Annotated in this window: 23 protein-coding genes and 3 pseudogenes; 7 read left to right on the top strand and 19 right to left on the bottom strand. The window is 72.7% G+C overall.

Annotated features, from left to right (window positions below; genetic code table 11):
• Window positions 1–33: 33 nt before the first annotated feature.
• The 3 genes and pseudogenes from ACTWQC_RS19790 to ACTWQC_RS19780 form a co-directional block, all read right to left on the bottom strand.
• Window positions 34–849, bottom strand: a pseudogene (locus ACTWQC_RS19790) (lipoate--protein ligase family protein); the annotation flags it as partial.
• Between the two features lie 168 nt (window positions 850–1017).
• On the bottom strand, window positions 1018–2181 hold the full coding sequence (locus ACTWQC_RS19785) for an ATP-grasp domain-containing protein (RefSeq protein WP_443317053.1): 1164 nt from the start codon (window positions 2179–2181) through the stop codon (window positions 1018–1020).
• 141 nt (window positions 2182–2322) lie between these two features.
• Window positions 2323–3474: an ADP-ribosylglycohydrolase family protein gene (locus ACTWQC_RS19780; RefSeq protein WP_443317052.1), complete on the bottom strand. Its 1152-nt coding sequence runs from the start codon at window positions 3472–3474 to the stop codon at window positions 2323–2325.
• Between the two features lie 125 nt (window positions 3475–3599).
• On the opposite strand from ACTWQC_RS19780, the pseudogene ACTWQC_RS19775 reads away from it, so the two are divergent.
• Both ACTWQC_RS19775 and ACTWQC_RS19770 read left to right on the top strand, forming a co-directional pair.
• Window positions 3600–3854 (top strand): annotated as a pseudogene (locus tag ACTWQC_RS19775) (gamma-glutamyltransferase family protein); the annotation flags it as partial.
• A gap of 172 nt (window positions 3855–4026) precedes the next feature.
• Window positions 4027–4935 (top strand): inositol monophosphatase family protein, encoded by a 909-nt coding sequence (locus tag ACTWQC_RS19770; RefSeq protein WP_443317051.1) that lies wholly within the window; start codon window positions 4027–4029, stop codon window positions 4933–4935.
• A 46-nt stretch (window positions 4936–4981) separates the two neighbouring features.
• Here the strand turns inward: ACTWQC_RS19770 and ACTWQC_RS19765 are convergent.
• From ACTWQC_RS19765 to ACTWQC_RS19755, 3 genes and pseudogenes are all read right to left on the bottom strand, one after another.
• Window positions 4982–5271 (bottom strand): annotated as a pseudogene (locus ACTWQC_RS19765) (aldo/keto reductase); the annotation flags it as partial.
• A gap of 14 nt (window positions 5272–5285) precedes the next feature.
• Complete coding sequence (locus tag ACTWQC_RS19760) at window positions 5286–6086, bottom strand: nucleotidyltransferase domain-containing protein (protein WP_443317050.1); 801 nt, start codon at window positions 6084–6086, stop codon at window positions 5286–5288.
• A gap of 149 nt (window positions 6087–6235) precedes the next feature.
• Window positions 6236–6775, bottom strand: a complete 540-nt coding sequence (locus ACTWQC_RS19755; RefSeq protein WP_443317049.1) for a hypothetical protein — start codon at window positions 6773–6775, stop codon at window positions 6236–6238.
• A gap of 297 nt (window positions 6776–7072) precedes the next feature.
• On the opposite strand from ACTWQC_RS19755, the gene ACTWQC_RS19750 reads away from it, so the two are divergent.
• Window positions 7073–8488, top strand: coding sequence for a phytoene desaturase family protein (locus ACTWQC_RS19750; protein ID WP_443317131.1), 1416 nt, complete (start codon window positions 7073–7075; stop codon window positions 8486–8488).
• Window positions 8489–8530: 42 nt separating this feature from the next.
• On the opposite strand, the gene ACTWQC_RS19745 is transcribed toward ACTWQC_RS19750, so the two are convergent.
• The 6 genes from ACTWQC_RS19745 to ACTWQC_RS19720 all read right to left on the bottom strand — a co-directional run bounded on the left by ACTWQC_RS19745 (window position 8531) and on the right by ACTWQC_RS19720 (window position 16538).
• Complete coding sequence (locus tag ACTWQC_RS19745; RefSeq protein WP_443317048.1) at window positions 8531–9148, bottom strand: Clp protease N-terminal domain-containing protein; 618 nt, start codon at window positions 9146–9148, stop codon at window positions 8531–8533.
• Window positions 9149–9150: 2 nt separating this feature from the next.
• Window positions 9151–9375, bottom strand: a complete 225-nt coding sequence (locus tag ACTWQC_RS19740; RefSeq protein WP_443317047.1) for a hypothetical protein — start codon at window positions 9373–9375, stop codon at window positions 9151–9153.
• A 73-nt stretch (window positions 9376–9448) separates the two neighbouring features.
• Window positions 9449–12859, bottom strand: coding sequence for an SAV_2336 N-terminal domain-related protein (locus ACTWQC_RS19735; protein ID WP_443317130.1), 3411 nt, complete (start codon window positions 12857–12859; stop codon window positions 9449–9451).
• A gap of 34 nt (window positions 12860–12893) precedes the next feature.
• Window positions 12894–13844: an AAA family ATPase gene (locus ACTWQC_RS19730; protein ID WP_443317046.1), complete on the bottom strand. Its 951-nt coding sequence runs from the start codon at window positions 13842–13844 to the stop codon at window positions 12894–12896.
• Between the two features lie 33 nt (window positions 13845–13877).
• Window positions 13878–16043, bottom strand: a complete 2166-nt coding sequence (locus ACTWQC_RS19725) for a VMAP-C domain-containing protein (protein WP_443317045.1) — start codon at window positions 16041–16043, stop codon at window positions 13878–13880.
• Window positions 16044–16091: 48 nt separating this feature from the next.
• Window positions 16092–16538 (bottom strand): CU044_2847 family protein, encoded by a 447-nt coding sequence (locus tag ACTWQC_RS19720; RefSeq protein ID WP_443317044.1) that lies wholly within the window; start codon window positions 16536–16538, stop codon window positions 16092–16094.
• 140 nt (window positions 16539–16678) lie between these two features.
• On the opposite strand from ACTWQC_RS19720, the gene ACTWQC_RS19715 reads away from it, so the two are divergent.
• Window positions 16679–18172, top strand: coding sequence for an AlkA N-terminal domain-containing protein (locus ACTWQC_RS19715; RefSeq protein ID WP_443317043.1), 1494 nt, complete (start codon window positions 16679–16681; stop codon window positions 18170–18172).
• A gap of 45 nt (window positions 18173–18217) precedes the next feature.
• On the top strand, window positions 18218–18730 hold the full coding sequence (locus ACTWQC_RS19710) for a methylated-DNA--[protein]-cysteine S-methyltransferase (protein ID WP_443317042.1): 513 nt from the start codon (window positions 18218–18220) through the stop codon (window positions 18728–18730).
• Here the strand turns inward: ACTWQC_RS19710 and ACTWQC_RS19705 are convergent.
• A complete protein-coding gene (locus tag ACTWQC_RS19705; protein WP_443317139.1) occupies window positions 18714–18863 on the bottom strand; it encodes a hypothetical protein in 150 nt (49 codons plus the stop codon). The genes ACTWQC_RS19710 and ACTWQC_RS19705 overlap by 17 nt on opposite strands.
• Before the next feature lie 82 nt (window positions 18864–18945).
• Between ACTWQC_RS19705 and ACTWQC_RS19700 the strand changes: the two genes are divergently transcribed.
• On the top strand, window positions 18946–19044 hold the full coding sequence (locus ACTWQC_RS19700) for a zinc-binding dehydrogenase (RefSeq protein ID WP_443317129.1): 99 nt from the start codon (window positions 18946–18948) through the stop codon (window positions 19042–19044).
• A 54-nt stretch (window positions 19045–19098) separates the two neighbouring features.
• Here the strand turns inward: ACTWQC_RS19700 and ACTWQC_RS19695 are convergent, their stop codons facing one another.
• Together ACTWQC_RS19695 and ACTWQC_RS19690 are read right to left on the bottom strand one after the other, a co-directional pair.
• Window positions 19099–19857 (bottom strand): SIR2 family NAD-dependent protein deacylase, encoded by a 759-nt coding sequence (locus ACTWQC_RS19695; RefSeq protein WP_443317041.1) that lies wholly within the window; start codon window positions 19855–19857, stop codon window positions 19099–19101.
• A gap of 83 nt (window positions 19858–19940) precedes the next feature.
• A complete protein-coding gene (locus ACTWQC_RS19690) occupies window positions 19941–20453 on the bottom strand; it encodes an NUDIX domain-containing protein (protein ID WP_443317040.1) in 513 nt (170 codons plus the stop codon).
• Window positions 20454–20619: 166 nt separating this feature from the next.
• Between ACTWQC_RS19690 and ACTWQC_RS19685 the strand changes: the two genes are divergently transcribed.
• On the top strand, window positions 20620–21741 hold the full coding sequence (locus ACTWQC_RS19685) for a glycerate kinase (protein WP_443317039.1): 1122 nt from the start codon (window positions 20620–20622) through the stop codon (window positions 21739–21741).
• Window positions 21742–21986: 245 nt separating this feature from the next.
• Here the strand turns inward: ACTWQC_RS19685 and pssA are convergent, their stop codons facing one another.
• From pssA to ACTWQC_RS19665, 4 genes are all read right to left on the bottom strand, one after another.
• Window positions 21987–22856, bottom strand: a complete 870-nt coding sequence (gene pssA / locus ACTWQC_RS19680; RefSeq protein ID WP_443317038.1) for a CDP-diacylglycerol--serine O-phosphatidyltransferase — start codon at window positions 22854–22856, stop codon at window positions 21987–21989.
• Window positions 22843–23490 (bottom strand): phosphatidylserine decarboxylase, encoded by a 648-nt coding sequence (locus ACTWQC_RS19675; RefSeq protein ID WP_443317037.1) that lies wholly within the window; start codon window positions 23488–23490, stop codon window positions 22843–22845. The genes pssA and ACTWQC_RS19675 overlap by 14 nt, the downstream gene beginning before the upstream one ends.
• A gap of 176 nt (window positions 23491–23666) precedes the next feature.
• Entirely contained in the window at window positions 23667–24872 is a 1206-nt protein-coding gene (locus tag ACTWQC_RS19670; RefSeq protein WP_443317036.1) for an acyl-CoA dehydrogenase family protein, read from the bottom strand.
• A 2-nt stretch (window positions 24873–24874) separates the two neighbouring features.
• Window positions 24875–25402, bottom strand: coding sequence for a MaoC family dehydratase (locus tag ACTWQC_RS19665; protein ID WP_443317035.1), 528 nt, complete (start codon window positions 25400–25402; stop codon window positions 24875–24877).
• Between the last annotated feature and the right edge of the window lie 3 nt (window positions 25403–25405).

The following is a 25405-nucleotide window of genomic DNA, read 5'->3' as shown; positions in this document are numbered from 1 at the left end:
CTTGTCGAAATGGGGGCGAGCCGCATCTGCTCGCTACGGCACCCGCGCCGTCCACTCCTCCGAGGTGAACTTCTCCGCCGCGAGCCGTTCCGCCCGCGCCAGCTCCTCCGCCGTGACCTTGCCGTCGGTGAGGCCGTAGCGGTCGCGGAAGGACTCGGTCAGCCGGTCGATGACCGCCGCGCGGGAGAGGCCCGTGCGGCGGCGCAGCGGGTCCACGCGCTGCTCCGCGCTCCGCGTGCCCCGGTCGGAGAGCCTCTCGCGGCCGATCCGCAGCACCTCGAGCATCTTGGCGGCGTCGATGTCGTACGCCATCGTCACGTGGTGCAGCACGGCCCCTTCGCCCGCCACCACCCGCCTCTGTGCCGCGCCCGCGATCTTCCCGGCGTCGGTGGCGATGTCGTTCAGCGGCCGGTGCCGGGCCTGGATGCCCATGCCGCCGAGCGCGGCGAGCACCCAGCGGTCGAGACCGGCGTAGGAGTCGGCGAAGGACAGCCCGCGGACGAGCGCCCGGGTCGCGTACAGCGAGTACGTGATGGTGTTCTCCGGCTCGACGAACATCGCGCCGCCGCCGCTGATCCGCCGTACGACGGTGATGCCGTGGCGCTCGGCGGCCGCCGGGTCGATCTCGTTGCGCAGCGACTGGGAACTCCCGATGACCGCAGCGGGGGAGGCCCACTCCCACACCCGCAGCGTCGCCGACCGCCGCGCCATGGCGACCTCGAGGGTCAGCACCTCGTCCAGGGCCATGTGGAGGGCGGGAGACTGCGCGCCCTCGTGGATGAGCTGCCAGTCGTAGTCCGCCCACGGCATCTCGTACTCCCCGTGCACGGCGCGCCTCCATCCGCAACCACCGGCCACCACCGGTCGCCTGCCACCGCCGGTCCACCGTACTCCTCAGCCGCCAGGCCGTGGCGGGCCTGCCGAGCGGACGCAGGAAGGCGACCGGCTCGGTGACGTCTGGTACGAGCCGGCGCTCTCGGCGATCGGCGGGGAACCAGGGATCCGCCGGGATGCCTCCTACGCCAGGGGGAGCCCGGCGGGCCGGGGCGCGGTGACCGCATCGGGTCGGACCGGGTCGGTCCGGACCGTATCGGCCCGCGTCTGGCCCGGGATCGCCGTCTGGACCGCGCCGACGTCCATGACGGTCTCGGTGACCGCGATACGGCCGCCCAGCCTCGGCGGTTCGAGCGGGCCGGGGTGGCCGGTGAGCAGCATGCGCACGGCGGCCCACGGCAGGTTCACCCCGGTGAAGGCGGTCTGGAAGATCCCGCCCGAGGCCCTGGGGTTGGCTTCCAGCAGGACCGGTCGGCCGCGCCACTGGCGCAGCTGGACGTTGGAGAGGTACGCCAGCCCGAAGTGGCCCACCAGGCGCCGCGCGATGGCGGTCACAGCGGGGTCGTCGAGCAGGTGCCGATAGCGGCCGTCCTTGGACCTGGCGATGCACGTCACCATGGAGCCGCCGGGGGCGGAGAGGCAGTCGATGCTGACCTCCGGGTCGTCCAGGTAGGGCATCACGATGAACTCGGGCACCGTTTCGCCCCGGTCCGCGGCCCGGTTGAGCGCATCCGCCACGGCGCCGACCGAGGCGAGAGGGCGCGCCGGTGCCAGCAGGTCCTTCATGTGCAGGGGCCCGTCGTCCAGGATGCGGAACCCGAACGCGGAGTACTCACCCGCCGGTTTGATGCAGGCTGTGCCGCCGCCCTCGGTGATCTCGCGCGCCGCCGAGCGCAGCCCGTCGCCGTCCGAGACCACCAGCCACGGCGGCACCGGGACGCCGGCCGCCCTGGCCACCTCGTACGTCCTGGCCTTGTCGGTCAGCACACCGACCGCGGCGGCCGGTGAGCACATGAGCCGCGTACCGGCCTGGGCGAAGGCTTCGGCGTGCGGCGCGAGTGCATCAAGGCGCCTGGGCGGGATCAGGACGTCGATGGCGTGCCGGCGGCAGAAGTCCAGGGCGAACTCGGCGTAGGCCTCGTTGCTCACGCGGTGGGGTTCGACTTCGCTCACGTCGCAGGCGGCGAGCGCCGGAGCGAACGGGCTGATGTTGGTGCCGTAGACGTGCACCTCGGCTGCGTCGGGGTTCTCGCGGAGCATCCGGATCACCTGGGTCGTGGCGGCCCCCGCGCTGCTGAGCCAGATACGAATTGCCAGCGGAAGGCTCCCCTCGCCACAGGGCGACACAGCCCTGCGGCGCGGCGGACCAGGCCGCCGGGCCGGAGAAGACACGCCGGTGCCAAGGAGTCCGCGACCTGCACGGCTGTGCGCGATCACGTGTGTGTAAGGCGGATGATAGCCCGGATGGGGAGGGGGATTTCTACGGCCTCAGGAGGGCTTTTCCGCGGCTTTTCCGGGGCCCGTTCTCCGGCCGGTCGACGGCCCTGGCGGAGGCGCCGCCAACCGGCCCGTGCGCCGGGCGAGTTCGCTGATCCGTACACCGTCGAAGCCGAAGACCGCGCTGCGGACGCGGTCCTCGAGCGGTGCGGTCCACTGCGGCGGGATCGCGGCCGCGCCGCACATCACCCCCGCCACAGACCCGGCCGTCGCACCGCTGGAGTCGGTGTCCAGGCCGCCGCGGACGGTGAGGGCGATCGTGGCGGTGAAGTCCCCTTCACCGTAAAGGAGTCCGGCCGTGAGAACGGCGGCGTTGGGGACGGTGTGGATCCAGTGGAGGTGGCCGGTCTCGCGGTCCAGCTCGCCCAGGGCCGACTCCCAGGTGAGACCCGCGTCGTGGAGGGCGGCCGTGCGCCGGACCGTACGGGCGAGGCGGCAGCCCGGCGGGATGTGCTCGAGCGAGACCTCGAGGGCGGCGCGGACCGACGGGGCCGTGAAGGCGGCGGCGATGAGGGCGGCGGCCCACATGGCGCCGTACACGCCGTTGCCGGTGTGGGACAGGACGGCGTCGCGGCGGGCCAGGCCTGCGGCGCGGCGCGGGTCGCCGGGGGAGGTCCAGCCGTGGATGTCGGCGCGGATGAGGGCGCCGATCCACTCCTGGTAGGGGTTGTCGACGGTCGCGGCGACCGGCGGTTTCAGGCCGCGCGCGAGGTTGCGGTAGGCCGCCCGCTCGGCCGTGAAGGTCTGCAGATAGGGGAGGCGGAGCAGCCACAGGTCGCCGACCTGCTCCGTCGTGAAGTCGAAGCCGTGGGTCTCCAGCAGGTGCAGGCCGAGGATCGAGTAGTCGACGTCGTCGTCGCGGGAACTGCCGTGGATGTTGCCGCGGGTGCACTCCGGCCACTCGGGGCGCAGCTCGAACTCCGCTGGGTCCAGCGGAGTTCCGGGCGGCGGCCCGGGGATGTAGTCGGTGAGCGGAAGCGCGTCCATGCGGCGCAGGTAACGGTCGATCCGCTGCCGCGTCCAGTGGTCGCCGCGCTCGACGGGCTTGCCGAGCATGTTGCCCGCGATCCGGCCCAGCCAGCCGCCGAGGATCTTGTCGTCCAGGTCCTGCACGGGGGCGGCGGCGGTGCGTTGCGCTGTCATGTGTCCGGTCTACTCGACGGAGCTGCGGGCGGACCGCATTTCGACAGCACGGCCGGGAGGAGACACCGTGACCGGGCGCCGACCGAGCCCGCCCCCTCGATCGTACGTGCACCGGCTCATCGAGGGACGCCCCGAACTGGCACAACGTCAGCTTCCCCGGCTCGTTCTTCCCGCGCGGGATGCGGCCGGGCTCCGTCACGGTCGAGGGCCGGGCGGGGGCCGAGGTCGTCGAGGGGCTGCGGAGCCGAGGCCACGAGGTGACGGTCGGAGAACCGTGGTCGGAGGGGCGGCTGTGCGCGGCGGCCCGCGACCCGGAGACGGGCGTGCCGGCGGCGGCCGCGAACCCGCGGGGCATGCAGGGGTACGCCGTCGGGCGCTGACGGCGTACGCGGTGCGGGCGGGGCTCCGGACAGGGCGTACGCGTGCGGGCGTACGCGTGTGCGCGGTGCTCCGGACGGCCGTACGTGTGCGGGCGGGGCGTTCACCCGCAGGTCACCGGCTGTCCCGCTGCGCGAAGGGAAGGGTTTCGGCGGTGCGTGGTTCGATGGGGGGATGATCGATGATTTCGTCTCCGGGCCCGATGCGGGCCGGCACCTGTCCGATGTCGAGGAAGCGGTGCGAGCGGCGGCCGCGGTCGAGGTGATGCCGCGCTTCCGGCAGCTCGCCGCGCACGAGATCGTCGAGAAGAACGGTCCGCACGACCTGGTCACGGTCGCCGACCGGCTCGCCGAAGAGCACCTGACGGCCGCGCTGACGAAGCTGCTGCCCGGCTCGGTGGTGGTCGGCGAGGAGGCCGTCCACGCCGACCGGGGCATTCTGGGCGTGCTGAGCGGGGACGCGCCGGTCTGGATCGTGGACCCGGTCGACGGCACACGGCAGTTCGTGCACGGCGACCCCGGCTTCGCCACGCTCGTCGCGCTCGCCCACCGCGGCGAGCTGCTGGCCTCCTGGACGCACGCCCCGGCGCTGGGGCTGATGGCGGTCGCGGTGCGCGGCGGGGGAGCGCGGCTGAACGGAGAGCCGCTGCACGCGGGCAGCCCGGAGCCGGGCGCGGTGCTGGAAATCGCCACCTCCCACCCCGACTTCAGCTCGCTGGAGGAGGACGAGGCGTTCGCGCGGCTGGTGGTCAGCGGTGTCGCCCCGCGGCCGTGCGGCTCGGCGGGGCTGGAGTACCTGCACGTGGCGCAGGGCGCCCTGGGAGCCGTGGCCTTCGGCTGGGAGAACCCGTGGGACCACGCCTCGGGGCTGCTGCTGGTCGCCGAGGCGGGCGGGGCGAGCGCGACGGTCGCTGGCGAGCCGTTCCGGATAGCCGGGGGGAACGCGCTCCCGTTCACGGCCGCCCGTGACGCGGCGACGGCCCGCCGGGTCCTCGACCTCCTCAAGGGCGCCCACCTGGGAGGCGAGCCGGCCGCCCACCCGGGCGAGGGCCCCTGGAACGACCAGCGGGGGACGGGCGCGTAGAGCGTGTGGAGCGTATCCCCGAGGCTGACCGAAGAGACGGAACCTGGGCCTTCTCGGGCAACCGGACGAGACGGTCGCGGTGGGCCGGGGCCAGGTGGAGATGTGCCGCGGCGAGATTCTCCTCCAGGTGGTCGATCCGGGCGGTGCCCGGGATCGGCAGGATGACCGGGGAGTGGCCGAGGAGCCACGCGAGCGAGACCTGCGGGGGACGCCGAGTTCGGCTGCTACGGCGGCGATCTCGGCCGTCGCGCCCGACACCGCTCCGGCGACCGGCCGCCACGGCAGAAACGCGATCCCCGCCGCCTCGCACGCCGCGAGCACGGGCTCGTGCTCGCCGGCGCGGGTCCGGGTCAGGTGGGGGCGACCACGGACCGTACGGCTGCGATCAGCCCGTCCGCCGCGTCCAGCGCCGCCGCGAGCGCTTCCGGCGTACGGCCCGGCGCCGCCAGCAGGGCCGCGGCCCGCTCGCCGAAACCCGGCGGCGCATCGGGCAGCGCCGCGGCCGCGGCCAGCGCACCCTTCTCGTTGAGGCACCACACTTTGTGGTGGGCGTACAGAGCCTGGCAGAGGACGCCGACCGCCCGCGACAAGCCGAGCGCCACGTGCAGCACGTCTCCGGCGCGCGCCGACTTCCGGGCGGTGGCGACGGAGAACTCCGCCTCCCACGCTGCCCCGGCGGTCAGCGCGGCACGCAGCGGTTCGGGGTAGCGGCGCGTGCTCTGCCGCAGCGCGGTCAACTCCCCGGCAGGGTCGGCCAGTACGCGCCCGAGCGCGACCTCGCCCGCGTACGCCGGGGACCAGAAGCCGAGCGGATGACCGGCCTGCACGCCGACCTCGTAGCGCCCCTCCCGGCACTCGGCCCACACCCGCTCCACCCGGTCCAGATCGCGCAGGATCCAGTCGATCCGCGCCCCGCCGACGGTCAGCCATGCCCCGCCGTTCACCCACGGCCCCCACCCGCCCGGGCCCGCGACCTCGACGGGCTCCCCGGTCACCTCGGCGGCGAGCGCCCGCAGCGCCTCCAGGTCGGGCTCGCCCCGGTAGTACACGCCGAGGTCCCAGTCGGAGTCCGCTCGGTGCGTGCCGCGCGCCCGGCTCCCGCCGAGCGCGACGGCCCTGACGCCGGGGATGCGGACGAGCCGGTCTGCCATGGACCGGATGACCGCCTCTGCGGGCGACTCCGCCTGCGCTCCTGCCCCCGATCCAGGTCCCGATCCCGGCCGTGGTCCCGGTCCCGGTCCCGGTCGTGGTCCCGGTCCGGGTCCCGGTCCCGGTCCCGGTCCCGACCCCGATTCCGTGCTCACCGCGCCGGTTCCGGCGCCTCGTCCGCGGTGCGCAGGCCGAGCGCGCTGAGCCGCTGCGCGGCCTCGGCGTCCTGCCCGGCGTCCTGCCCGGAGTCCGCGCCGCCGCGGAGCTCGGTGAGGCGCTGCCGCCCCGCCCCGGAGCGCTCGCCGAGCAGGACCGAGCCCACGAGGACCTCGAGCATGACGGCGTCGTACGCGTCCGAGGTCCGCCGGTGGCGGCGTGGGTCGCCCTCGACCAGCGCCCCGGAGATGATCAGCCCGTCGCCGTGCCGGCCCTGGCCGTCCCCGCTGTCGGCTCCCGGAGCGGGAGCGAACACGGCCTCGTAGATGCGGTGTCCCGTCCAGCTGCTGTGCAGGAAGAGCCGATTTCCCTCGGCGAAGGCGTTCCACCGCTCGTCCATGCCCTGGGCGCGGTAGCCCAGCTGGATGCGGTCCCACTCGGCGGCTGTCCAGACGCGGGCGGGGAGGAGGGGGAGAGCGACCGCCTTCGAAAAGCCATGCAGCTTGCGGAAGTCGGTGCGGACAATGCGTTCCATGAGCGAAGAGGGTAAGGCTTTTCCGGAGTCCGTCAGTAGCTCTCCGACATGGGCCGTTACGCCTGTCCGGAATCCTCCCGTAGGCTCCCCCGCGATCTTCGCCCGGGGTGGCCGCGCCGCAGACCACGGCCGCAGGACCGGGCGGATGGGACGACCGGATGGGACGACCGGATGAGGACGGACGCAGGAAGGCCGTCACATGCGCCGCATATCCTGGGCGAAGCCCCGGCGGCCGCGCGAAGCGGCCGGCTTCGGGGACCGGCCGTCGGAGGACGAAGGAGTCTCGCGGTGCCGTCGATGCTCGATGTGGTCGTGGTGGGGGCCGGGCCCAACGGGCTGACCGCCGCTGTCGAACTCGCCCGCCGTGGCTGCGCGGTGGCGCTGTACGAGGCGGGGGACACGGTCGGCGGCGGCGCCCGCACCGAGGAGCTCACCCTCCCCGGTTTCCGGCACGACCCCTGTTCCGCCGTCCACCCCTTCGGCGCGGGCTCGCCCGCCTTCAACGCGATGCCGCTGAGCCGCTACGGCCTCGAATGGGTGCACGCCGAGCTGCCGATGGCGCACCCCTTCCCGGACGGCACCGCCGCCGTGCTCGCCCACTCCGTCGGCGAGACCGCCGCCTCCCTGGGCAGCCGCGACGCGGGCACGTACCGCCGCCTCGTGGCCCCCTTCATGGGTCACTGGGATGCGCTGGCCGCGGACTTCCTCCGCCCCCAATGGCTCGGCCTGCCCGGCGACCCGGCCCGCTTCGCCCGCTTCGCGTTCCTCGGCCCGCAGCCGGTCGCGCTGCTGAACCGCCGGTTCCGCGACGAGAAGGCGCGCGGGCTGCTCGCCGGGCTCGCGGCGCACGCCGTCACCGGGCCGGGCAGCCTCACCACAGGCGGGCTCGCCGTGATGTTCGCGCTGGCCGCGCACGCGCACGGCTGGCCCGTGGCGCGCGGCGGCTCGCAGGCCATCTCGGACGCACTGGCCGGCTATCTGCGCGATCTGGGGGGCGCGATCCACACCGGCACGGTGGTCAAGCGCCTGGACGAGCTGCCGCCCGCCCGCGCGTACGTCTTCGACACCTCGCCCACCGCCCTCGCCCGGATCGCCGGGCTCGGCAACGCCTACGACCGCTTCCGTTACGGCCCCGCCGTCTTCAAGATCGACTACGCGCTCTCGGGGCCCGTGCCGTGGACCGCGAAGGACGCCCGCCGGGCGGGCACGGTCCACGTCGGCCCGTCGGCCCGGGAGATCGCCACGGCGCTGAACCGGGCGGCGCGCGGCCAGGCGCCCGAGGTGCCGTTCCTGATCACCGCCCAGCCGACGGTCGCCGATCCGGGCCGCGCTCCGGAGGGCAAGCACATCTTCTGGGCGTACGGCCACGTCCCGAACGGCTGGGACGGCGATGCGACCGACGTGATCGAGCGTCAGATCGAGCGCTTCGCGCCCGGGTTCCGGGACCTGGTGCTCGCCCGCGCCGTCGCAGGCCCTGCGGAGCTGGCGGACCGCAACGCCAACTACGTCGGCGGCGACATCGCCTGCGGCGCCTTCGACGGCCTCCAGTCGGTGCTGCGCCCCAAGCTCGCCCGCGTCCCGTACGCGACGGCCCACCCGGCGGTGTTCCTGTGCTCCGCGGCGACCACCCCGGGGCCGGGGGTGCACGGCATGTGCGGCCACAACGCGGCGCGGGCGGTGTGGCGCAGGTTGCGCGTGGCCGCGCGCACCTGAGGCGGCGACAGGCCTCGCCGGGCAGCGGCCCCGAGCAGGCCCTTACGCCGCCCGCCCCAAGTCCGCGAGCACATCCGCCCGTACGGCCTCGGGCTCCGTGCCCAGCCGCCGCAGCACCCCCGCCGTAAGCCGGTCCTCCGGATCCAGCAGCCCCAGCAGTACGTGTTCGGCGCCGATGTGACGGTCCTTCATCGCGAGCGCCTCGCGCAGGGACCGCTCCAACACCCGCTTGGCGCGCGGGGTGAACGGAATGTGCCCCGCGCGTTCGCGGCCACCGCTCCGCCGGCGCCGCCGGAAGGGCAGGATCCGCCGCGGCCCGGGTTCCTCCCGGTGCGGCGGCGTGTCGAGGGCGCCGGGCCCGAAGGTGTCCTCGGCGCGGCTGCGCACCTCATCCAGGTCGATGCCGAACGCCTTCAGGGCCTCCGCGTCATCGGTCCCGATCCCGCTGCCGCCCCGGCCGACGACGGCCTCGACCGCCGCCAGGCACGTCTCGGCGGTGATGCCCCGGCGGTCCAGCGCGGCCGTACCCAGCGCGCCGGGCTGCGACACCACGCCGAGCAGCAGGTGCTCGCTGCCGACCCAGGTGTGCCCGAGTTCCCGGGCCTCCTGCTGCGCCTGCACCACAACCGCGCGCGCCTGCTTGGTGAATCGCTCGAACATGCCTACCTCCTGGCGTGCTTCTTGTGGACGGCCTGCCTGCTCACGCCCAGCGCAGCTCCGATCTCCTCCCAGGACCAGCCCTGCCGCCTGGCGCTGTCGACCTGCAGCGCCTCGAGCCGCTCGACCAGCCGCCGCAGCGCGGCCACCGCGCGCAGGCCGACCTGGGGATCACGGTTCATGGCGGCCTCGGCGGCGTCCACGGCTTCTCTCGCGTCTGCTCCAGCCATGCTGTCAACCTAAGATGACAGCGGGGGGCTTTGTCAACCTTCATTGACGCGGGATGGTTGCGCGGGCACCGGGCTACGGCCAGCCGTCGTCCCCGGTGACCAGCGCGGCCAGCTCCAGGTATGCGTCGAGAGTCCGGGGCTGCAGCCGGTCGAGGACCAGCTCGCCGCCCGCCCCGAGGTGCTCGTCGTGCGGCACCGTGACCACAGCCCGGCAGTGGGCCGCCACATGGGGTACGGGGCGCTCGTCCCAGGTCCGGCCGTGACCAGTGACGACCGTGATGCTCTGCCGCAGCAGATTCTCGTAGCCGCAGGAGATCATCCGTTCGACAGTCGACCATCCGCTGCCCGTGCCGTCCCGTCCCGGTGCGGTGACGATAATGAGCTGGTCGGCGAGATCGAGGCCGAGTCCGTGGCCTGGGCCGAGGAAACCGCTCACAGCGTGCTCGGACAGGTCGCCGCCCAGGTCAATGAGGGTGATGGGGTAGTGCACGCCGAGCATGCTCAGCAGACGGCGGTAGTCCTCGCCGCTCAAACCACCGGAATCCCCCAGGGCACTGTCGGGGGCCAGAACGTCGAGTCCGTACCGGCTGCGTGAGGTGAGCTGGCGGATGTTCGCGTAGGTTCCCAAGGCCGGGATCGCGCTCGCCACTTCGTGGAAGTACGCGCGCGTCTGCCGGCGCATTCTTCCACGGAGGGCGGACGCCGTGGAGCCGGTGTCGACCGCGATGGTCCGGTGAGCGCGCTCCGAGGCGAGGATGGAACCGAGGACGGCGATGGTCGCGGTCTTGTCGACCTGTCCGTCGAGGCCGGCAACCGCAATGCGGTGAGGGGTGGGCAGCGGCGACCGGATCATCGCGAGTCGGCGCTCGCGCGCCGGCCTGGCTTCCCCGATCCCGAATCGCGAGGCCCAGCCCTTGAGGCGGCGGGCCACAGGTCCGGGCTCGACCGCCATTTCCGCCGGGGGCGAGGGTAGCTCAGGAGGCCGTGGTCGCCGGGGCGGAGGCCCGATGAACTCAGCCGCGGGCGGAGGCGGCGGCGGAGCACTCCCGTACAGCCGGAGCCCGAAGGTCTCCGCGACATCCTGCGCCGTGGGCCGGGAGGCGGGAGTGGCGTGGAGACAGGCTACGACGACGCCGTGCACCCGTTCCCACTCCGGCCCCTGCCATCTCGGCAGGGCGAAGGCGTGACTCTGGCCGCCCTTGGGCCACCACCGGTCGGGGGCGCCGCCGCCCAGGGCGAGGAGAATCAGGCCCAGCGCGAAAACATTGCTCTCCGCGGTAGGAGGCCGCCTGCGGGACAGCGTGGACGAGCGGCCGTCGATGACCGTCGTCTCCCAGCCGGTGAGCTTGGCGATGCCGTCGGCGACGAACACGGTGTCGCTGGTCAGGTTGGAGTGCACCATGCGCCGGCCGAGGCACACGGTCACCGCGTTCGCGACGCTGGCGCCGATCTTGGCGGCGGTGACGGCATCCAGGTCCCCGTGCGTGCCGGCGAGGAGACGCGTCAGGCTCGAGGCAGGTGAGCCGTCGGAATCGAGGAGGAACTCCTCGGCGATCCACGGTGGGTCGTCATCGAGACCCTGCCCGAGCAGTTGGGGCGCGTGGCGGCCGTCCATCCGGCGCAGCGCCTCCGCCTGCGTACGAATCCGTTTGACGGCCGAGCGCGAACCCGAGGGGCTCGCCAACCGCACCAGCACGGGCTCTCCGTCGGGCCCGTCGGCCAGATACGCGTCCGAGCCGGACCCGGCGGGCCCGCGCAGCTCGTAGCGGCCCAGCGACTCCGGGATCCCCGCTTGCGGCGGGGCCTGATGGGGACCTGACGGTGCCCCGAACCGTGCCGACAGATGGCGGCCGACCCCGGCGAAGGCGCGCTGCCCGGCGGGAAGCGACTCGGTCCCGTCCGATCGGGCGAGCCAGGCAGGGAAATCCGGTGACCGGCCCGCGAGTTGTTCGAGCCGCCGCCCTACGTGGCGTCCGGTGTTCATCAGCTCGGCGGTCGGGACCGCGTCGAGCAGTGCTCCTCGGGCCGCTTCCGTGAAGTCGAAGACGCGGTGCTGCAGGGGCAGCGGCCCCCTGGCGGGAGACCCGACAGCCGGATGCATCAGGCCGCCCAGGAAGACCTCTGCCAGGTGGCCGGTGTCCGCACGCCACGGAACGGCGGACTGCACCAGCCGCATGACCGGTAGGGATACGGGCGCGACCGCCGACAGGTGAGCAGCCAGCCGGAAAGCCTCCGGCGAGGCCGCGTCCCGGAAGTGCTGCACCTGCCGCACCTCGTCGTCGGCGGTACGGATTTCCGCGCGGTCACGCGTGCCGGAGCGGCGGAGACCCGGGTTGCCGAGCAGCGGAAGCAGCGCACCGGCGCCACGCGAGCCGAGGAGACGAGCCCACGCCCCCATGGGCCCCGGACTCGGTTCGAGCACCGGAACAGGCACCGGCAGACCGTTGAACTCCGCCAGTTCCGCCGGCAGCACCGGATCCGAGGCCGTCCAGTCGACATTGGCCGAGCCGCGCCGCCGGCTGGTGACATGCCATCGCTCCGCCCGCAGGCCGGAGCCGCTCCACAGCCGGCGCGGCAGCGCATGCACGACCGCGGTGGGCCCGCAACACGCCCATCGGACCAGCGCGTTGTGCATCCTGCCGTCCCGCCACGCCGCGCCCATTCCGTCGCTCAGCACCAGGACCAGCGTCCTGCCCGAGGGATCCGCCAGCAGCTGCGGCGGCAGCGCAGGCGCATCCGGGTCGAAGGGCCGTCCGCGTACCAGGGGGGCGTTGCCGCCGCGCGTGTGCAGACCGTAAGTCCGTACGACCCGGAAGGCCCCCAGCCGCTGCAACATCGTGCGGAGCTCGGCAGCCAGCCGCTGCCACAGGAGCATCGACATGCCGTCGTCCACGACCAGGGCGAGGTCCAGCCAGCGTTCCCGCGCAGGCCGCAGCACCACGTACGGCAGCCCGGTCTCGGCGTGGCTCGCCGCGGTCGCCTCTTCGTCGAACTCCAGCCGGGACACGCTGGGCCGGTGCTGCTTGAGGGCACGGAGGGCCCGGCCGACGGCCAACTCACTGCCCAGCGCCTTCCCTTCGGGAAGGCTCACCGGCACGGCTCGCGTGCCCGCGGGCTCCGATGGGGCCCGATCGGACGGGGCGGGACCAGTTCCTCCCCGGGCCGCGTACAGATCGGTCGCTGCGGTCCTGGGGGCCGGCCGTGCCGCCGACGCGGGGGGAGTCGGAGTGCTCCGCTGCCTGCCCCTCGGCCCGGACGGCTCCGGGGGCCCGGCCGGTTCGGCGGGCTGAGGTGACGGCCCCGGTGCGTCGAGGGGGCGAACGGACCTCGGTGCCGGGTTCAACGGCAGCCCGGGCCGGCGGCTCGCCGCCCGTGTCAGCGGGGCGTCCCCGTCCCCGGCCGGGATGAGGCGGGCCAGCCACAGGGCGTCCAGCAGCTCCTGATGAGAGAGGTCGACGCCGCTGTCCCCGAGGACCGCACGCACGTCGGTGATCAGCCCGCCCGCGCCCCCCACGTACTCACACCGCCCCGCCCAGCCGGTGCAGCACCGCGTCCAGCAGCCCGTCCGCGTCCAGATCCACTCCCCCCGCACGCAGGAACACGGCGTTCAGCAGCTGATCGGTGGCCAGCTGCCCCGGCACGCGCCGCTGCAGGAACGCCCGCAGCAGATCGTCCACCTCCGCCATCGCGTCCCCGCCGAGGTGAGCGGTGACGATCGCCCTGAGCCGGTCCTCGTCCGGGGCCGGCAGTTCCAGCTGTACGCAGCGGCGCAGGAAGGCCGGAGGGAAGTCGCGTTCCCCATTGCTGGTGATGACCACGACCGGGAACTCGCTGCAACGCACCCGTCCCCGTACGACAGTGGCCTGCTCGTCGGCCCGCGCGGTCAGCACCTCGACGATCGACTCCTTCTCGGGGAGCCGTGCGAGCTCCGGAATCTCGAACTCCCCCTCCTCGAAGACCGTGAGGAGATCGTTGGGCAGATCCACGTCGCCCTTGTCCAACTCGTCGACCAGCAGCACGCGCGGCCGCTCACGCGGCACTAGCGCCGTCCCCAGCGGGCCGAGCCGTACGAACACACCGATGGAGGGCTCTTTCTCGCTCCGGTCGCGGCTCAGCGTGGTCTCCCGGAGCCGCCCGATCGCGTCGTACCGGTACAGCGCTTCCTGCACGGTGGAGCGGCTGTTGACCGGCCACCGCAGCACATCGCCCAGACCGAGCTCGTGGGCGATCGCCTCCGCCAGCGACGACTTGCCGGTGCCGGGATGCCCGGTGACCAGCAGCGGCCTGCGCAGATGCAGCGCCGCGTTCACCACATCCGCGTGCTGCCGCGAGATGAGATACGGCGACGGCAGGCGGCCGTCCGCCGCCGCCCGTTCGCTGAATCGCCGCCAGGGCGGCGCCTCGGGTAAGGGCACCACACGGCGCTCGCCGTCGCCACGGAACAGCCGCCACTGCGCTTCCGACGTCATCGGACCCTCCGTCCGGATTCATGCCTCGGGCGATCAGAGATCGGTCGGGTCTGCCAGCTCCAGCTGCGGCATCCGGCGGTCCGCATCGGCCCACGCAAGCACCGGACGGCCCACGAAGCGCTGCGGCTGCCGCAGGCGCCTCGCCCGGTAGGTGCGCACCGCCTCCGGCAGCCGCCGCGGTGGAATGCCCGCCAGGGACGGGACGGCATCGGAGGACGGGTCCGTCGTCCTGTCCCACAGGACGACCGGGATACCCATCGCCAGGCAGAGCTGGACGATCTCGATGCGTGCCTGCGGCGGTACGTCGTCGATGCTGACCCGTGCCGCGTCGAGCCGCTCCATGAGCAGCCCGTACACCTGGTCCTTGGCGCCCGTCGACCGGTCGATGTGCACCGTCGCCCCGTCGTCCAGCCGCCGCCAGCGGTGCCGCCACGACGCCTTGTACCGCTCGCCGCCGCGCTCGACGAGCTCCGGGCAGTTGACGATGAGCGGATACTCGGCGCCGAGCACGCCCGGCAGGAGACCGGCAGGCCCCGGCCACTCCCACTGATCGACGGGCAGTTCCAACGCATCGCGTTCCACGAGCACTTCGATGAGGGGACGGGGGCTGTCGGGCGCGGCCCGGTGGAGCGGTTCGAGCACGCCGAGAATCTCCTCGGCGGCCTCCGGGGCGGTGCGCGTACGGTCCGGGTCGCCGGAGACGCGGCGCGGCCCCGCTCCCTCGTCGCACCAGATCTGCACCCGGTACCGGTCGGCACCGTCCCGGTCGCTGTGCGCGGCCAGATGCACCAGCACGCGAGCCGCCGCCTGCCGGTGCCCGTTCTGCCGGGCCGCCCACTCCTCGGCATCCGCCCGGCGCTCCTTGAGCGCCGAGTCATGAACGCCCAGGCGCCCGGCGGTCGCCGCACTCCACTTGCGCAGCTCCTTCTGCTGCTGCGGTGGGCAAACGGCGGCCACGAACTCGACGGCGCGCAGCAGACCCGGGACTCCGGACGTGCCGTCCGGAACCGGCTGGCTGTCCCTCTGCAGGGCCTCCAGGTGGTCGACCACCGCCGCGATCCGGGCGGACCGTTCGGTGCCGTAGCAGTGCGGGGAGCTCTCGGCCGGCTCGGCCCCACACAGCCCCGAAGGCAGCCCGGTCAGTGGCAGGGCGGCGCGTACGGCCGAGAGGAGGCGCGCCGCCGCATCCTCGGGCAGAGTGTCGAGGACCTCCGTCAACTGCCGGTGTTCGCGGGGTGAGAGCAGCGTCGCCGCGTCGGACAGTCGTCCGACGGCGAGCAGCTCCGTCACCGCTCGCGGAGCGGTGGCCTGGAGGATTTCGGTGAGTGCGGGAATGGCCCGCTTCTCGGTGGCGAGCAGCCGCGCGAACTCGTCCACCGACGGCAGGTTGCGGCCCTGCGGGTACGCCGCCCCGCACCGCTGCGCGACCGTCCGTGCGCAGTCCGCCCGGTGCGCGGGGTCGGGCAGAGCGCGGCCGAGGATGTCCGCGAGGTCGCGCCGGATCGCGTCCGGCGGAGCCGGGACACTGGGGCCGAGCCCCTCGATGATGTACTCCCCGCCCGCGCGCACCAGTTCCTCCTGGATGCGTTGCCAGGGAATGCCCCAGCTGCGGCGGGCGACATGCTGGGGCGAGTAGGGCTCGAGAACGCCCGTGAGGGGGTCGTGAGGAGGCGTCAGCGTTGCAGCGACGAGGCCGACCACAGCGGCGTCGCCGACCGACCACAGGGGACCGCCGCTGTACCCGTGATCGATCGCCACCCCGGTCGGCATGCCGTCGACATAGCCGGTCCTGCCGTCGCACGAGGTCACCCGGCCGTCGGCGACCGTGGCAGCATGTCCTCCGCCGTGCCAGGCTCGTACGGTCTGTCCCTCGGCCATCGGCTGCCAGCGCGGCGGAAGGACCGTCGCGGGCAGGTCCTCGGCCAGCTCGAGCACGGCCAGGTCGCCGCTCCACTCGACAGCGCCCGCGGTACAGGAAGGGCCGGGCGGAATCCAGACCACGGGCCGGGCCGTGGTCTCGTGGAAGCCGCTCGGGTGGAGCACGAGCACGCGCACTGCGGCAGGCGCCGGGTCGTCCGCGGCTTCCGGCCGGTTCCCGAGCGCGCTGTTGACCACATGGGCGCACGTCAGGAGGCGGCCGCCGGGCAGCAGGACGCCCGATCCGGCGGCGCGGCGACCACCGCGGGGCAGGATCGACACAGAGCTTGGGCGCGCCAGGAAAGGCACGGTGTGGAAGTCCTCCACGGCTCAGTCCGTGCGGGCCGCGTCCGTAGCCGAGGGCAGCCGCCAGGTGGCCGAAATGGTCATGCTCGCCTGGCCGTTCGCACCGACGATCCCGAGCTTGAAGTCCTGGCCGATGTGTACGCCGAACTGCACGCTGATCTCCTGGGGCGGGTCGGCCGCGGTCGCGACCGAGTCGTGCACCTGCTGCAGCAGCGGCCCGAGCGGTCGCAGCGCCGAGCGCATCGTGTCCGTGGCGAGAACCGCTGCGGCCTCGCTGCGGCGCCCTGCCGGGACCGCGCCGGCGATGCCGTCGGGCAGATCCTGACCAGCGGTGTCCGCAGGGGCCGGCGGGCCCGCGGGGCGGGCGCCAACCGCTTGCGCGACTCCCGGTTCCGGCGGTATGCCCACGGGAGCCAGCTCCAGGCGTACGGATGTGTCATCGGCCAGGAGCATCTCGGCGTAGTGCGTCACCGCACACATGATGCAGATCAGCACCCCGCCGGTCTCCCGTTTGCCGCAATCGGATCACACCCGATGCACAGCGCTCGGTTCGACATCGATGTCGGATTCTCGCCAGCCCCGCCCACCCCCCGTACCCGATGCTTGGACCCATGCACACCGACACCGACCGGTGCGTACGCGCCGTCCAGGCGAAGGACGCACGCTTCGACGGCTGGTTCTTCACCGCCGTCCTGACCACCGGCATCTACTGCCGCCCGAGCTGCCCGGTCGTGCCGCCCAAGGTCGGGAACATGCGCTTCTATCCCAGCGCGGCCGCAGCGCAGCAGGCCGGGTTCCGGGCCTGCAAGCGCTGCAGGCCCGATGCCAGCCCCGGCTCCCCGCAGTGGAACGAGCGCGCCGATCTCGTCGCCCGCGCGATGCGGCTGATCGCCGACGGCGTGGTCGACCGGGAGGGGGTGCCGGGGCTCGCCGGGCGGCTCGGGTACAGCGCGCGGCAGATCGAGCGGCAGCTGCTGGCCGAGCTGGGCGCGGGCCCGCTCGCGATCGCCCGTGCACAGCGCGCGCAGACCGCCCGGCTCCTCATCGAGACCGGCCAACTCCCCATGGCGGAGATCGCCTTCGCCGCCGGCTTCTCCAGCATCCGCACCTTCAACGACACCGTGCGCGAAGTCTTCGCTCTCTCGCCGAGCGAGCTGCGCGCCCGCGCCGCGCGCGGTACGAGCGGCGACGGCCGTACGGCGGGCACCTCCGCGACCGGGACGATCTCGCTGCGCCTGCCCTACCGGGCCCCGCTCTGCCCCGACAACCTCTTCGGGCACCTCGTCGCCACCGCCGTCCCCGGGGTCGAGGAGTGGCGCGACGGGGCGTACCGGCGCACGCTGCGGCTGCCGTACGGGCAGGGGGTCGCCGTGCTGCGCCCCCAGCCGGACCACATCGGCTGCCGGCTGGCCCTCACCGACCTGCGCGACCTCACCATCGCGATCAGCCGGTGCCGCCGCCTGCTCGACCTCGACGCCGATCCGGTGGCGGTGGACGAGTTGCTCAGGGCGGATCCGCTGCTCGCGCCGCTGGTCGGCAAGAACCCCGGCCGCCGGGTGCCTCGGACGGTCGACGCCGCGGAGTTCGCCGTGCGGGCCGTCCTCGGCCAGCAGGTGTCGACGGCAGCCGCCCGTACGCACGCGGGCCGCCTCGTCCTCGCGCACGGCGAGCCCGTCGACGACCCCGCGGGCGGACTGACCCACCTCTTCCCCGGCCCCGAGCAGCTCGCGGCCCTCGGCCCCGGGCAGCTGGCCCTGCCCCGCAGCCGCCGTACCACGCTCACCAGGCTCGTCGAGGCCCTCGCCGCCGGGGACATCGTCCTCGGCGCGGGCAGCGACTGGGACGAGGCCAGAGCCCGGCTCGCCGCGCTGCCCGGGATCGGACCCTGGACGGTCGAGGTGGTCGCCATGCGCGCACTGGGTGACCCCGACGCCTTCCTCCCGACCGATCTCGGGCTGCGGCGCGTCGCCCAGGAGCTCGGTCTGCCGTCGACGCCTGCCGCCCTCACCGCGCGGGCCGCGGCCTGGCGGCCGTGGCGGGCGTACGCCGTCCAGCACCTGTGGGCGACGGACGACCACCCCATCAACCACCTGCCCGCCGTCTGACCGGAGATCTGCCCGGCCGACGATCCGACCGTCGAGGAGCACGCCATGCCCGAGCGCACCCACACCGTCGTCGACAGCCCCCTCGGCCCGCTCACACTGGTCGCCACCGGCGCGGTCCTCAGCGGTCTCTACATGACCGAGCAGCGGCACCGGCCCCCGGAGGACACCTTCGGCACCCCCGACGACGCGCCCTTCGCCGAGGCCGTACGCCAGCTGGGGGCCTACTTCGCGGGAGAGCTGACCACGTTCGACCTGCCTCTCCGCCTGGACGGCACGCCCTTCCAGCAGCGCGTCTGGGAGGCCCTGCGGCGGATCCCGTACGGCGCGACGGTCTCGTACGGGCAGCTGGCCGACCGCCTCGGGAACCCGTCCGCATCGCGCGCCGTCGGCCTCGCGAACGGCCGGAACCCCATCGGGATCATCGTTCCCTGCCACCGGGTCGTCGGCGCGAGCGGCAGCCTCACCGGCTACGGCGGCGGGCTCGACCGCAAGCGCCGCCTCCTCGACTTCGAGTCCGGGACGGAATCTCTCGAGGGATTGCTCAAGACAGGGCAGTGACCTCGCCGGAGTCGTTGCCGAACTCGGCAAAGGAGTCGGGGACTTCACGGTGGGCGACGAGGTTCTCGGGTTCACCCACGGGCGGGCGAGTCAGGCCGAGTTCGTGCTCGCCGACGCCCGCGACCTCATCCACCGCCCGGCGGGCGTCTCATGGGACGTGGCCGGGGCGCTTTCGGTCGTCGGGACGACGGCCTACGCGGCGGTCCGGGCAGGAAATTCCGATCGCCCGGACCCATCCCCTGGACGAGGTCCAGGACGCCTTCAGGGAGCTCGAAAGGCGCCACACCCGCGGCAAGATCGTGCTCACGCCTTAAGGCACGTGCGTGCTCCCCCAGCCAGCGGTATCTGGGGGAGCGGGGGACGGCGGGTCAGGGGAGAAGCCGCTCCAGGAGGGCGGGCAGGGCCGTCCCGATCGGCTCGCGCACCACCTCGTCCGCCACATCGTCGTACGGCGTCGGCTCGGCGTTCATGATGATCAGCCGTGCGCCGTGCTCCGCCGCCAAACCGGCCAGCGAGGCGGCCGGCTGCACCTGGAGGCTCGTACCCACCGCGATGAAGATCTGGCACGCCTGGGCGATGGCCATGGCCTGCGCCAGCACGTCCGGGTCGAGCCGTTCGCCGAACATCACCGTCGCCGACTTGAGGATTCCGCCGCACTCCCGGCACGGCGGGTCGTCCTCGCCCGCCGCCACCCGGTCGAGGGCCTCGGCCATCTCCGAGCGCGCCGTGCAGCGCGTGCACATCACGGCCCGCGCCGTTCCGTGCAGCTCCAGCACCTTGCGGGGCGGGAGCCCGGCGAGCTGGTGCAGCCCGTCGACGTTCTGCGTGATCACCCGGACCGGCACCCCTGAGCGCTCCAGCTCGGCCACCGCGCGGTGCGCGGGGTTGGGCTGTGCGCGGAGTGCCGGGCTGTTCCGCCGCATCTGCCAGGAGCGGCGGCGGATCTCCGGGTCGGACATGTAGTACTCGTACGTCACGAGCTTCTCGGCCTCCGGGTCACGCCGCCACAGGCCGTTCGGACCGCGGTAGTCGGGAATCCCCGAGTCGGTGGAGATCCCGGCACCGCTGAGGACCGCCACGAGGGGCTGCCGGGAGCCGTTCCGCGCGCTCGTCTCGCCGCTGCTCATGCGGCGAGCGTACGCACGGGGGAAGGCCGGGGCGAGCAGCTTTCCCGGAGCCTTGCCGCTGCCCGGCGCCGCTCGGCGCATCGCTAGCGGGACGCGACGCCGAGCGGCGGGTATCCGTTCTCCAGCTCCGCCGGACCCGTGCCGCCCGCCAGCGCGCCGAGCGCGGCGCGGACGCGGCGCCCGAGCCCGCCGTCGAGATAGCTGTAGGCCGCGTCCGGGTGCACCAGCTGCCAGGACAGCAGCTCGGCCTCCTGGAGGCGGATGGCGGTGAGCTGGGGCTCGTCGAGCACTCCGCCGTCGTAGAGGTACGACACCAGCGGAGGCCTGGCGGACCCGGGTACCCAGTCGACGGCGAGCAGCGGCCCGAGCTCGACGTCGAGTCCGATCTCCTCCGCCGCCTCGCGCCGCGCGCCTTGCCGCGGTGTCTCGCCGTGGTCGGACTCCACGGTGCCGCCGGGCAGGATCCACTTCCCGTCGTTCCGGTAGTTCGGCTCCACCAGCAGGATCCGGCCCTGCGCGTCGCGGAAGATGACGCCCGCACCGGCGAGAACTCTCGGCAGTCCGGCGATGTATGTGGCGTAGTCGTCGATGGTCACGGCCGCGAGCCTAGCGCCCGCGCCCGGCACCGGCGGATCGCTCTGGTTCGCCCCGTTCACGCTGGGCAGTGCGGTTCACCTCCGGATAGGGTCGCAGCGGCGCGACTGCGTGTTCGATAGCGAGGGGTAGTAAGTGGCGGACGCAGCAGTTAAGGAAACCGGGCGCGTGCTGATCGCCGCGGACAAGTTCAAGGGCTCGCTCACGGCCGTAGAGGTCGCCCAGCGCGTCGCCGCCGGGCTGCGGCGGGTGGCCCCTGGCGTCCGCGTCGAGTCGCTGCCCGTTGCCGACGGTGGCGACGGGACGGTCGACGCCGCGGTCGCCGCCGGGTTCGAGCGCCGCGAGGTACAGGTCACCGGTCCGCTCGGCATCCCGCTCACGGCTGCGTACGCGCTGCGCGACGGCACGGCCGTCGTCGAGATGGCGGAGGCCTCCGGGCTCCAGCGCCTGCCCGCCGGCGTCTTCACGCCGCTCACGGCGACCACGTACGGCACGGGCGAGCTGCTGCGGGCCGCGCTGGACGCGGGCGCGCGCACGATCGTCTTCGGCGTCGGCGGTAGCGCGACGACGGACGGCGGCGCAGGCATGCTCGCCGCGCTCGGCGCGCGCTTCCTCGACCGCGACGGCGAGCCGGTCGCGCCCGGCGGCGGCCCGCTCCGCGAGCTCGCCACCGCCGACCTCTCCGGCCTCGACCCGCGGATCGCCGATACGGAGATCGTCCTCGCGAGCGATGTCGACAACCCGCTGACCGGGCCGAAGGGCGCCGCGGCGGTCTACGGCCCGCAGAAGGGCGCGAGCGAGGAGGATGCCGAGCTGCTGGACGCCTCGCTCGCTCACTACGCGCGTGTTCTGGAGCAGGCGATCGGGCCGGAGGCCGCGGCGTACGCGCAGTCGCCCGGCGCGGGAGCGGCGGGCGGCATCGGCTACGGCGCCCTGATCGGGCTCGGCGCGAGCTTCCGACCGGGCATCGAGGTCATGCTCGACGTTCTGGGCTTCGCGGCGGCACTGGAGCGGGCGGACCTCGTCATCACGGGTGAGGGCTCGCTCGATGAGCAGACGCTGCACGGGAAGGCTCCGGCGGGGGTTGCGGCGGCGGCGCGGGCGGGTGGGCGGCGGGTGGTCGCGGTGTGCGGGCGCCGCGGCCTGTCCGACGAGGCGCTGGAGGCCGCGGGCATCGCCCGCGCGTACGCCCTGACGGACCTGGAGCCCGACCGGGCCAGGTGCATCGCGAATGCGGGCCCCCTCCTGGAGCGCACCGCCGAGCGTCTGGCAACAGACCAGCTGCGCTAGCCCCTGCCGGTGTGTGGGCATTCGTTGCGCTGGGGCGGAACGGGTGGGCACACACCGGCCACCGGGCCGCATTCGGCGACGATGCGCCGACCCCCGTCTTAGGTTCCCGTCTCATACGCGGCTGCACGCCGGTGGCCCCGTTGTGCCCACCCGTTCCGCCCCGCGGAACGCATGCCCACAACGGGGAGAGGGGCCCGGGCTTTCGCTCGGGCCCCTCCTCTGCGCGCTTTCCCGCCGCGGAGCGGCTACGGCAGCTGCGCTGCCCGTGCCTCGCGGCGGTTGTCGCGGAACGTGTTCACGCGGCGAGCCGTGGCGAACAGCGGGATCACCGCGCCCATCACCAGCTGCAGGGCGCAGCCCGTCTGCAGCAGCAGCTGTCCGCCCGGCGCGTCGAAGGCCCAGGCGGCCAGCATGCCCATGCTGAGCACGATCCAGCCGAGCATCGCCACCGCGAGCCGCCCCCGCGGCTTCGGGTACTCGACCCGGCTCACCATCAGCCACGCCACCCCGATGATCGCCAGCAGCGTCGGGATGAAGGGAAGCTCCAGCAGCACGATCGAGACGACCGTCAGCGCCCCGAAGGGGCTGGGCATCCCCTGGAAGATGCCGTCACGCAGCGTGACACACGAGAATCTCGCAAGCCGCAGCACCACCGCCAGCAGCACCACGATCGCGGCCAGCGCCGAAACCCGCTGGTGCGCGTCGTCGGCGACCATGCCCCAGACCAGTACGAAGTACGCGGGCGCGAGCCCGAAGCTGATCAGGTCGGACAGGTTGTCCAGCTCCGCGCCCATCGCCGAGCTGCGCAGCTTGCGCGCCACGAGCCCGTCGAAGAGGTCGAAGACCGAAGCCAGCAGCATCAGCATCACGGCCGTGGCCGCGCTGTGCCGGGCCATGCCGCCGTCCTCACTGCCCGTGAGGTGCGGGATGAGGACGCCGGTGGTGGTGAAGTACACGGCCATGAAGCCGCAGGTGGCGTTGCCCAGGGTGAGGGTGTCCGCTATCGACAGCCGCGTGGACAGCGGCATGTCGTCCATCTCGTCGGAGTCCGCCTCGACCTCGGGAACCCAGGCGCCGGAAGCCTGCGCCTGAGGCTCGGGATCAATCACGGTCAAGGCGAGTCACCCCCGCGATCGTGGGCTGCCCGACATCGACCGCCACGTCGACACCGGCCGGGAGGTAGATGTCGACGCGGGAGCCGAACCGGATCAGGCCGATCCGCTCGCCCTGCTCCACCTTCGTACCCTGCGGCACGTACGGCACGATCCGCCGGGCCACGGCACCGGCGATCTGCACCATCTCGATGTCGCCGAGCTCGGTGTCGAAGTGCCAGACGACCCGCTCGTTGTTCTCGCTCTCCTTGTTGAACGCCGGAACGAAACCGCCGGGGATGTGCTCGACGGACGTCACCGTGCCGGCCAGCGGCGCGCGGTTGACGTGGACGTTCAGCGGACTCATGAAGATCGCGACGCGGGTACGTCCGTCCTTCCACGGCATGATGCTCTGCACCACACCGTCGGCCGGCGAGATCACCCGGCCCTGGGTGATCTCGCGCTCGGGGTCGCGGAAGAACCACAGCATGCCCGCCGCGAGCGCGGTGGTGGGCACAGCGAGGGCGGCCCAGCGTCCCGAGCGGCGGGCCCGGGAGAGGCTGAGGGCCGCGGTGGCCACGGTCGGGAGGAGCCACGGCGATGCTCCGCGCGCGAGGCGGACCCGGCCGCGTGGTGCAGAGGATTGGCTGTGGGGCATGGATGACCTTCGTAGCGGATGATGCCGCGCTGCAATGGGGGACGGCGGCTTTCCGGGATGCTATCGGTAACGCGTGGCAACTGGGCAAGCCAGCAGCCGAGTCGGTGCCCGAAGACCGAAATCCGGGTGTGATCTTGTTCTAGATCTTCCCGAAGGAATTGCCCCAAAGCGGACAACTATCCCTGGAATCGGTATTCCTCGAGCAGCCGGCGACCAATGATCATTTTCTGAATCTCGGCGGTACCTTCACCGATGAGCAGCATCGGTGCCTCGCGGTAGAGGCGCTCGATCTCGTACTCCTTGGAGAAGCCGTAGCCGCCGTGGATTCGGAACGCGTCTTCCACGACCTCTTTGCAGTACTCGGAGGCGAGGTACTTCGCCATTCCTGCCTCGAGGTCGTTACGCTCCCCGGAGTCCTTTTTGCGTGCTGCGTTCACCATCATGGCATGGGCCGCCTCGACCTTGGTAGCCATCTCGGCCAGCTTGAACTGAATGGCCTGGTGCTGGGCGATCGGCTTGCCGAAGGTGTGACGCTGCTGGGCGTACGAAACTCCCAGCTCGAAGGCGCGCTGGGCGACACCGCAGCCTCGCGCGGCGACGTTGACACGGCCGACCTCGACGCCGTCCATCATGTGATAGAAGCCACGTCCGGTTTGCCCGCCAAGCACCCGGTTTTCTGGGATTCGCAGACCATCCATGATGAGCTCGGTGGTGTCAACCCCCTTGTAGCCCATCTTCTCGATTTTCCCGGGGATGGTGAGACCCGGCCGGACCTCGCCGAAGCCCGGCTCCTTCTCGACCAGGAAGGTCGTCATCGACTTGTGCGGCGCCGTGCCCTCGGGGAGCCCCTCGTCCGTCCGGCACAACACCGCCACCAGTGTCGACGAGCCGCCGTTGGTCAGCCACATCTTCTGGCCGTTCAGGACGTACTCGTCGCCGTCCTTGACGCCCTTGGATGTGATGGCCGACACATCCGAGCCGAGGGCCGGCTCCGACATCGAGAAGGCGCCGCGCACCTCGCCGAGCGCCATCTTTGGCAGGAAGTAGTCCTTCTGCTCCTGCGTGCCGTGCTGCTTGAGCATGTACGCCACGATGAAGTGGGTGTTGATGATGCCCGAGACGCTCATCCAGCCGCGGGCGATCTCCTCCACGCACAGCGCGTACGTCAGCAGGGACTCGCCGAGGCCGCCGTACTCCTCGGGGATCATCAGTCCGAAGAGGCCGAGTTCCTTCAGGCCTTCGACGATCTGGGCGGGGTACTCGTCGCGGTGCTCCAGCTCGGTCGCGACCGGCAGGATCTCCTTGTCGACAAAGTCACGCACGGTGGACAGGATCTCCTGCTGGATGTCCGTCAGCCCGTGGGTCTGCGCGAGGCGGCTCATCTCTACTTCTCCTGGGGGTTCTTCGAAGTGTCCGGCAGCTCCGGGCGGCCGGGCTGCTCGCCGCCGCGCTCCTTGATGTACGTCTCGGTGGGGACCATCACCTTGCGGCGGAACACGCAGACCAGCGTGCCGTCCTGCTTGTACCCCTTGGTCTCGACATAGACGATTCCGCGGTCACTCTTGGACTTTGACGGCGTCTTGTCGAGCACGGTCGTCTCGCCGTAGATCGTGTCGCCGTGGAAGGTCGGCGCCACGTGCCTCAGCGACTCGATCTCCAGGTTGGCGATGGCCTTCCCGGACACATCCGGCACGGACATGCCCAGCAGAAGCGAGTAGATGTAGTTCCCGACCACGACGTTCTTGCCGAAATCGGTGGTCTTCTCCGCGTAGTTCACATCCATGTGCAGCGGATGGTGGTTCATCGTCAGCAGACAGAAGAGGTGGTCGTCGTACTCGGTGACCGTCTTCCCGGGCCAGTGCTTGTAGACGGCCCCGACCTCGAACTCCTCGTAGGTGCGTCCGAACTGCATGGT

This window comes from Streptomyces sp. 8N616 (assembly GCF_052246385.1).
Taxonomy (GTDB): domain Bacteria; phylum Actinomycetota; class Actinomycetes; order Streptomycetales; family Streptomycetaceae; genus Streptomyces.
This window is presented reverse-complemented; position numbering and strand designations above follow the sequence as displayed.

Coding starts and splice junctions, on each gene's coding strand:
- ACTWQC_RS19780 (WP_443317052.1), bottom strand. CDS start 3,474: ATGACAGCGCAACGCACCGCCGCCGCCCCCGTGCAGGACCTGGACGAC.
- ACTWQC_RS19770 (WP_443317051.1), top strand. CDS start 4,027: ATGATCGATGATTTCGTCTCCGGGCCCGATGCGGGCCGGCACCTGTCC.
- ACTWQC_RS19760 (WP_443317050.1), bottom strand. CDS start 6,086: ATGGCAGACCGGCTCGTCCGCATCCCCGGCGTCAGGGCCGTCGCGCTC.
- ACTWQC_RS19755 (WP_443317049.1), bottom strand. CDS start 6,775: ATGGAACGCATTGTCCGCACCGACTTCCGCAAGCTGCATGGCTTTTCG.
- ACTWQC_RS19750 (WP_443317131.1), top strand. CDS start 7,073: ATGCTCGATGTGGTCGTGGTGGGGGCCGGGCCCAACGGGCTGACCGCC.
- ACTWQC_RS19745 (WP_443317048.1), bottom strand. CDS start 9,148: ATGTTCGAGCGATTCACCAAGCAGGCGCGCGCGGTTGTGGTGCAGGCG.
- ACTWQC_RS19740 (WP_443317047.1), bottom strand. CDS start 9,375: ATGGCTGGAGCAGACGCGAGAGAAGCCGTGGACGCCGCCGAGGCCGCC.
- ACTWQC_RS19730 (WP_443317046.1), bottom strand. CDS start 13,844: ATGACGTCGGAAGCGCAGTGGCGGCTGTTCCGTGGCGACGGCGAGCGC.
- ACTWQC_RS19715 (WP_443317043.1), top strand. CDS start 16,679: ATGCACACCGACACCGACCGGTGCGTACGCGCCGTCCAGGCGAAGGAC.
- ACTWQC_RS19710 (WP_443317042.1), top strand. CDS start 18,218: ATGCCCGAGCGCACCCACACCGTCGTCGACAGCCCCCTCGGCCCGCTC.
- ACTWQC_RS19695 (WP_443317041.1), bottom strand. CDS start 19,857: ATGAGCAGCGGCGAGACGAGCGCGCGGAACGGCTCCCGGCAGCCCCTC.
- ACTWQC_RS19675 (WP_443317037.1), bottom strand. CDS start 23,490: ATGCCCCACAGCCAATCCTCTGCACCACGCGGCCGGGTCCGCCTCGCG.
- ACTWQC_RS19670 (WP_443317036.1), bottom strand. CDS start 24,872: ATGAGCCGCCTCGCGCAGACCCACGGGCTGACGGACATCCAGCAGGAG.
- ACTWQC_RS19665 (WP_443317035.1), bottom strand. CDS start 25,402: ATGCAGTTCGGACGCACCTACGAGGAGTTCGAGGTCGGGGCCGTCTAC.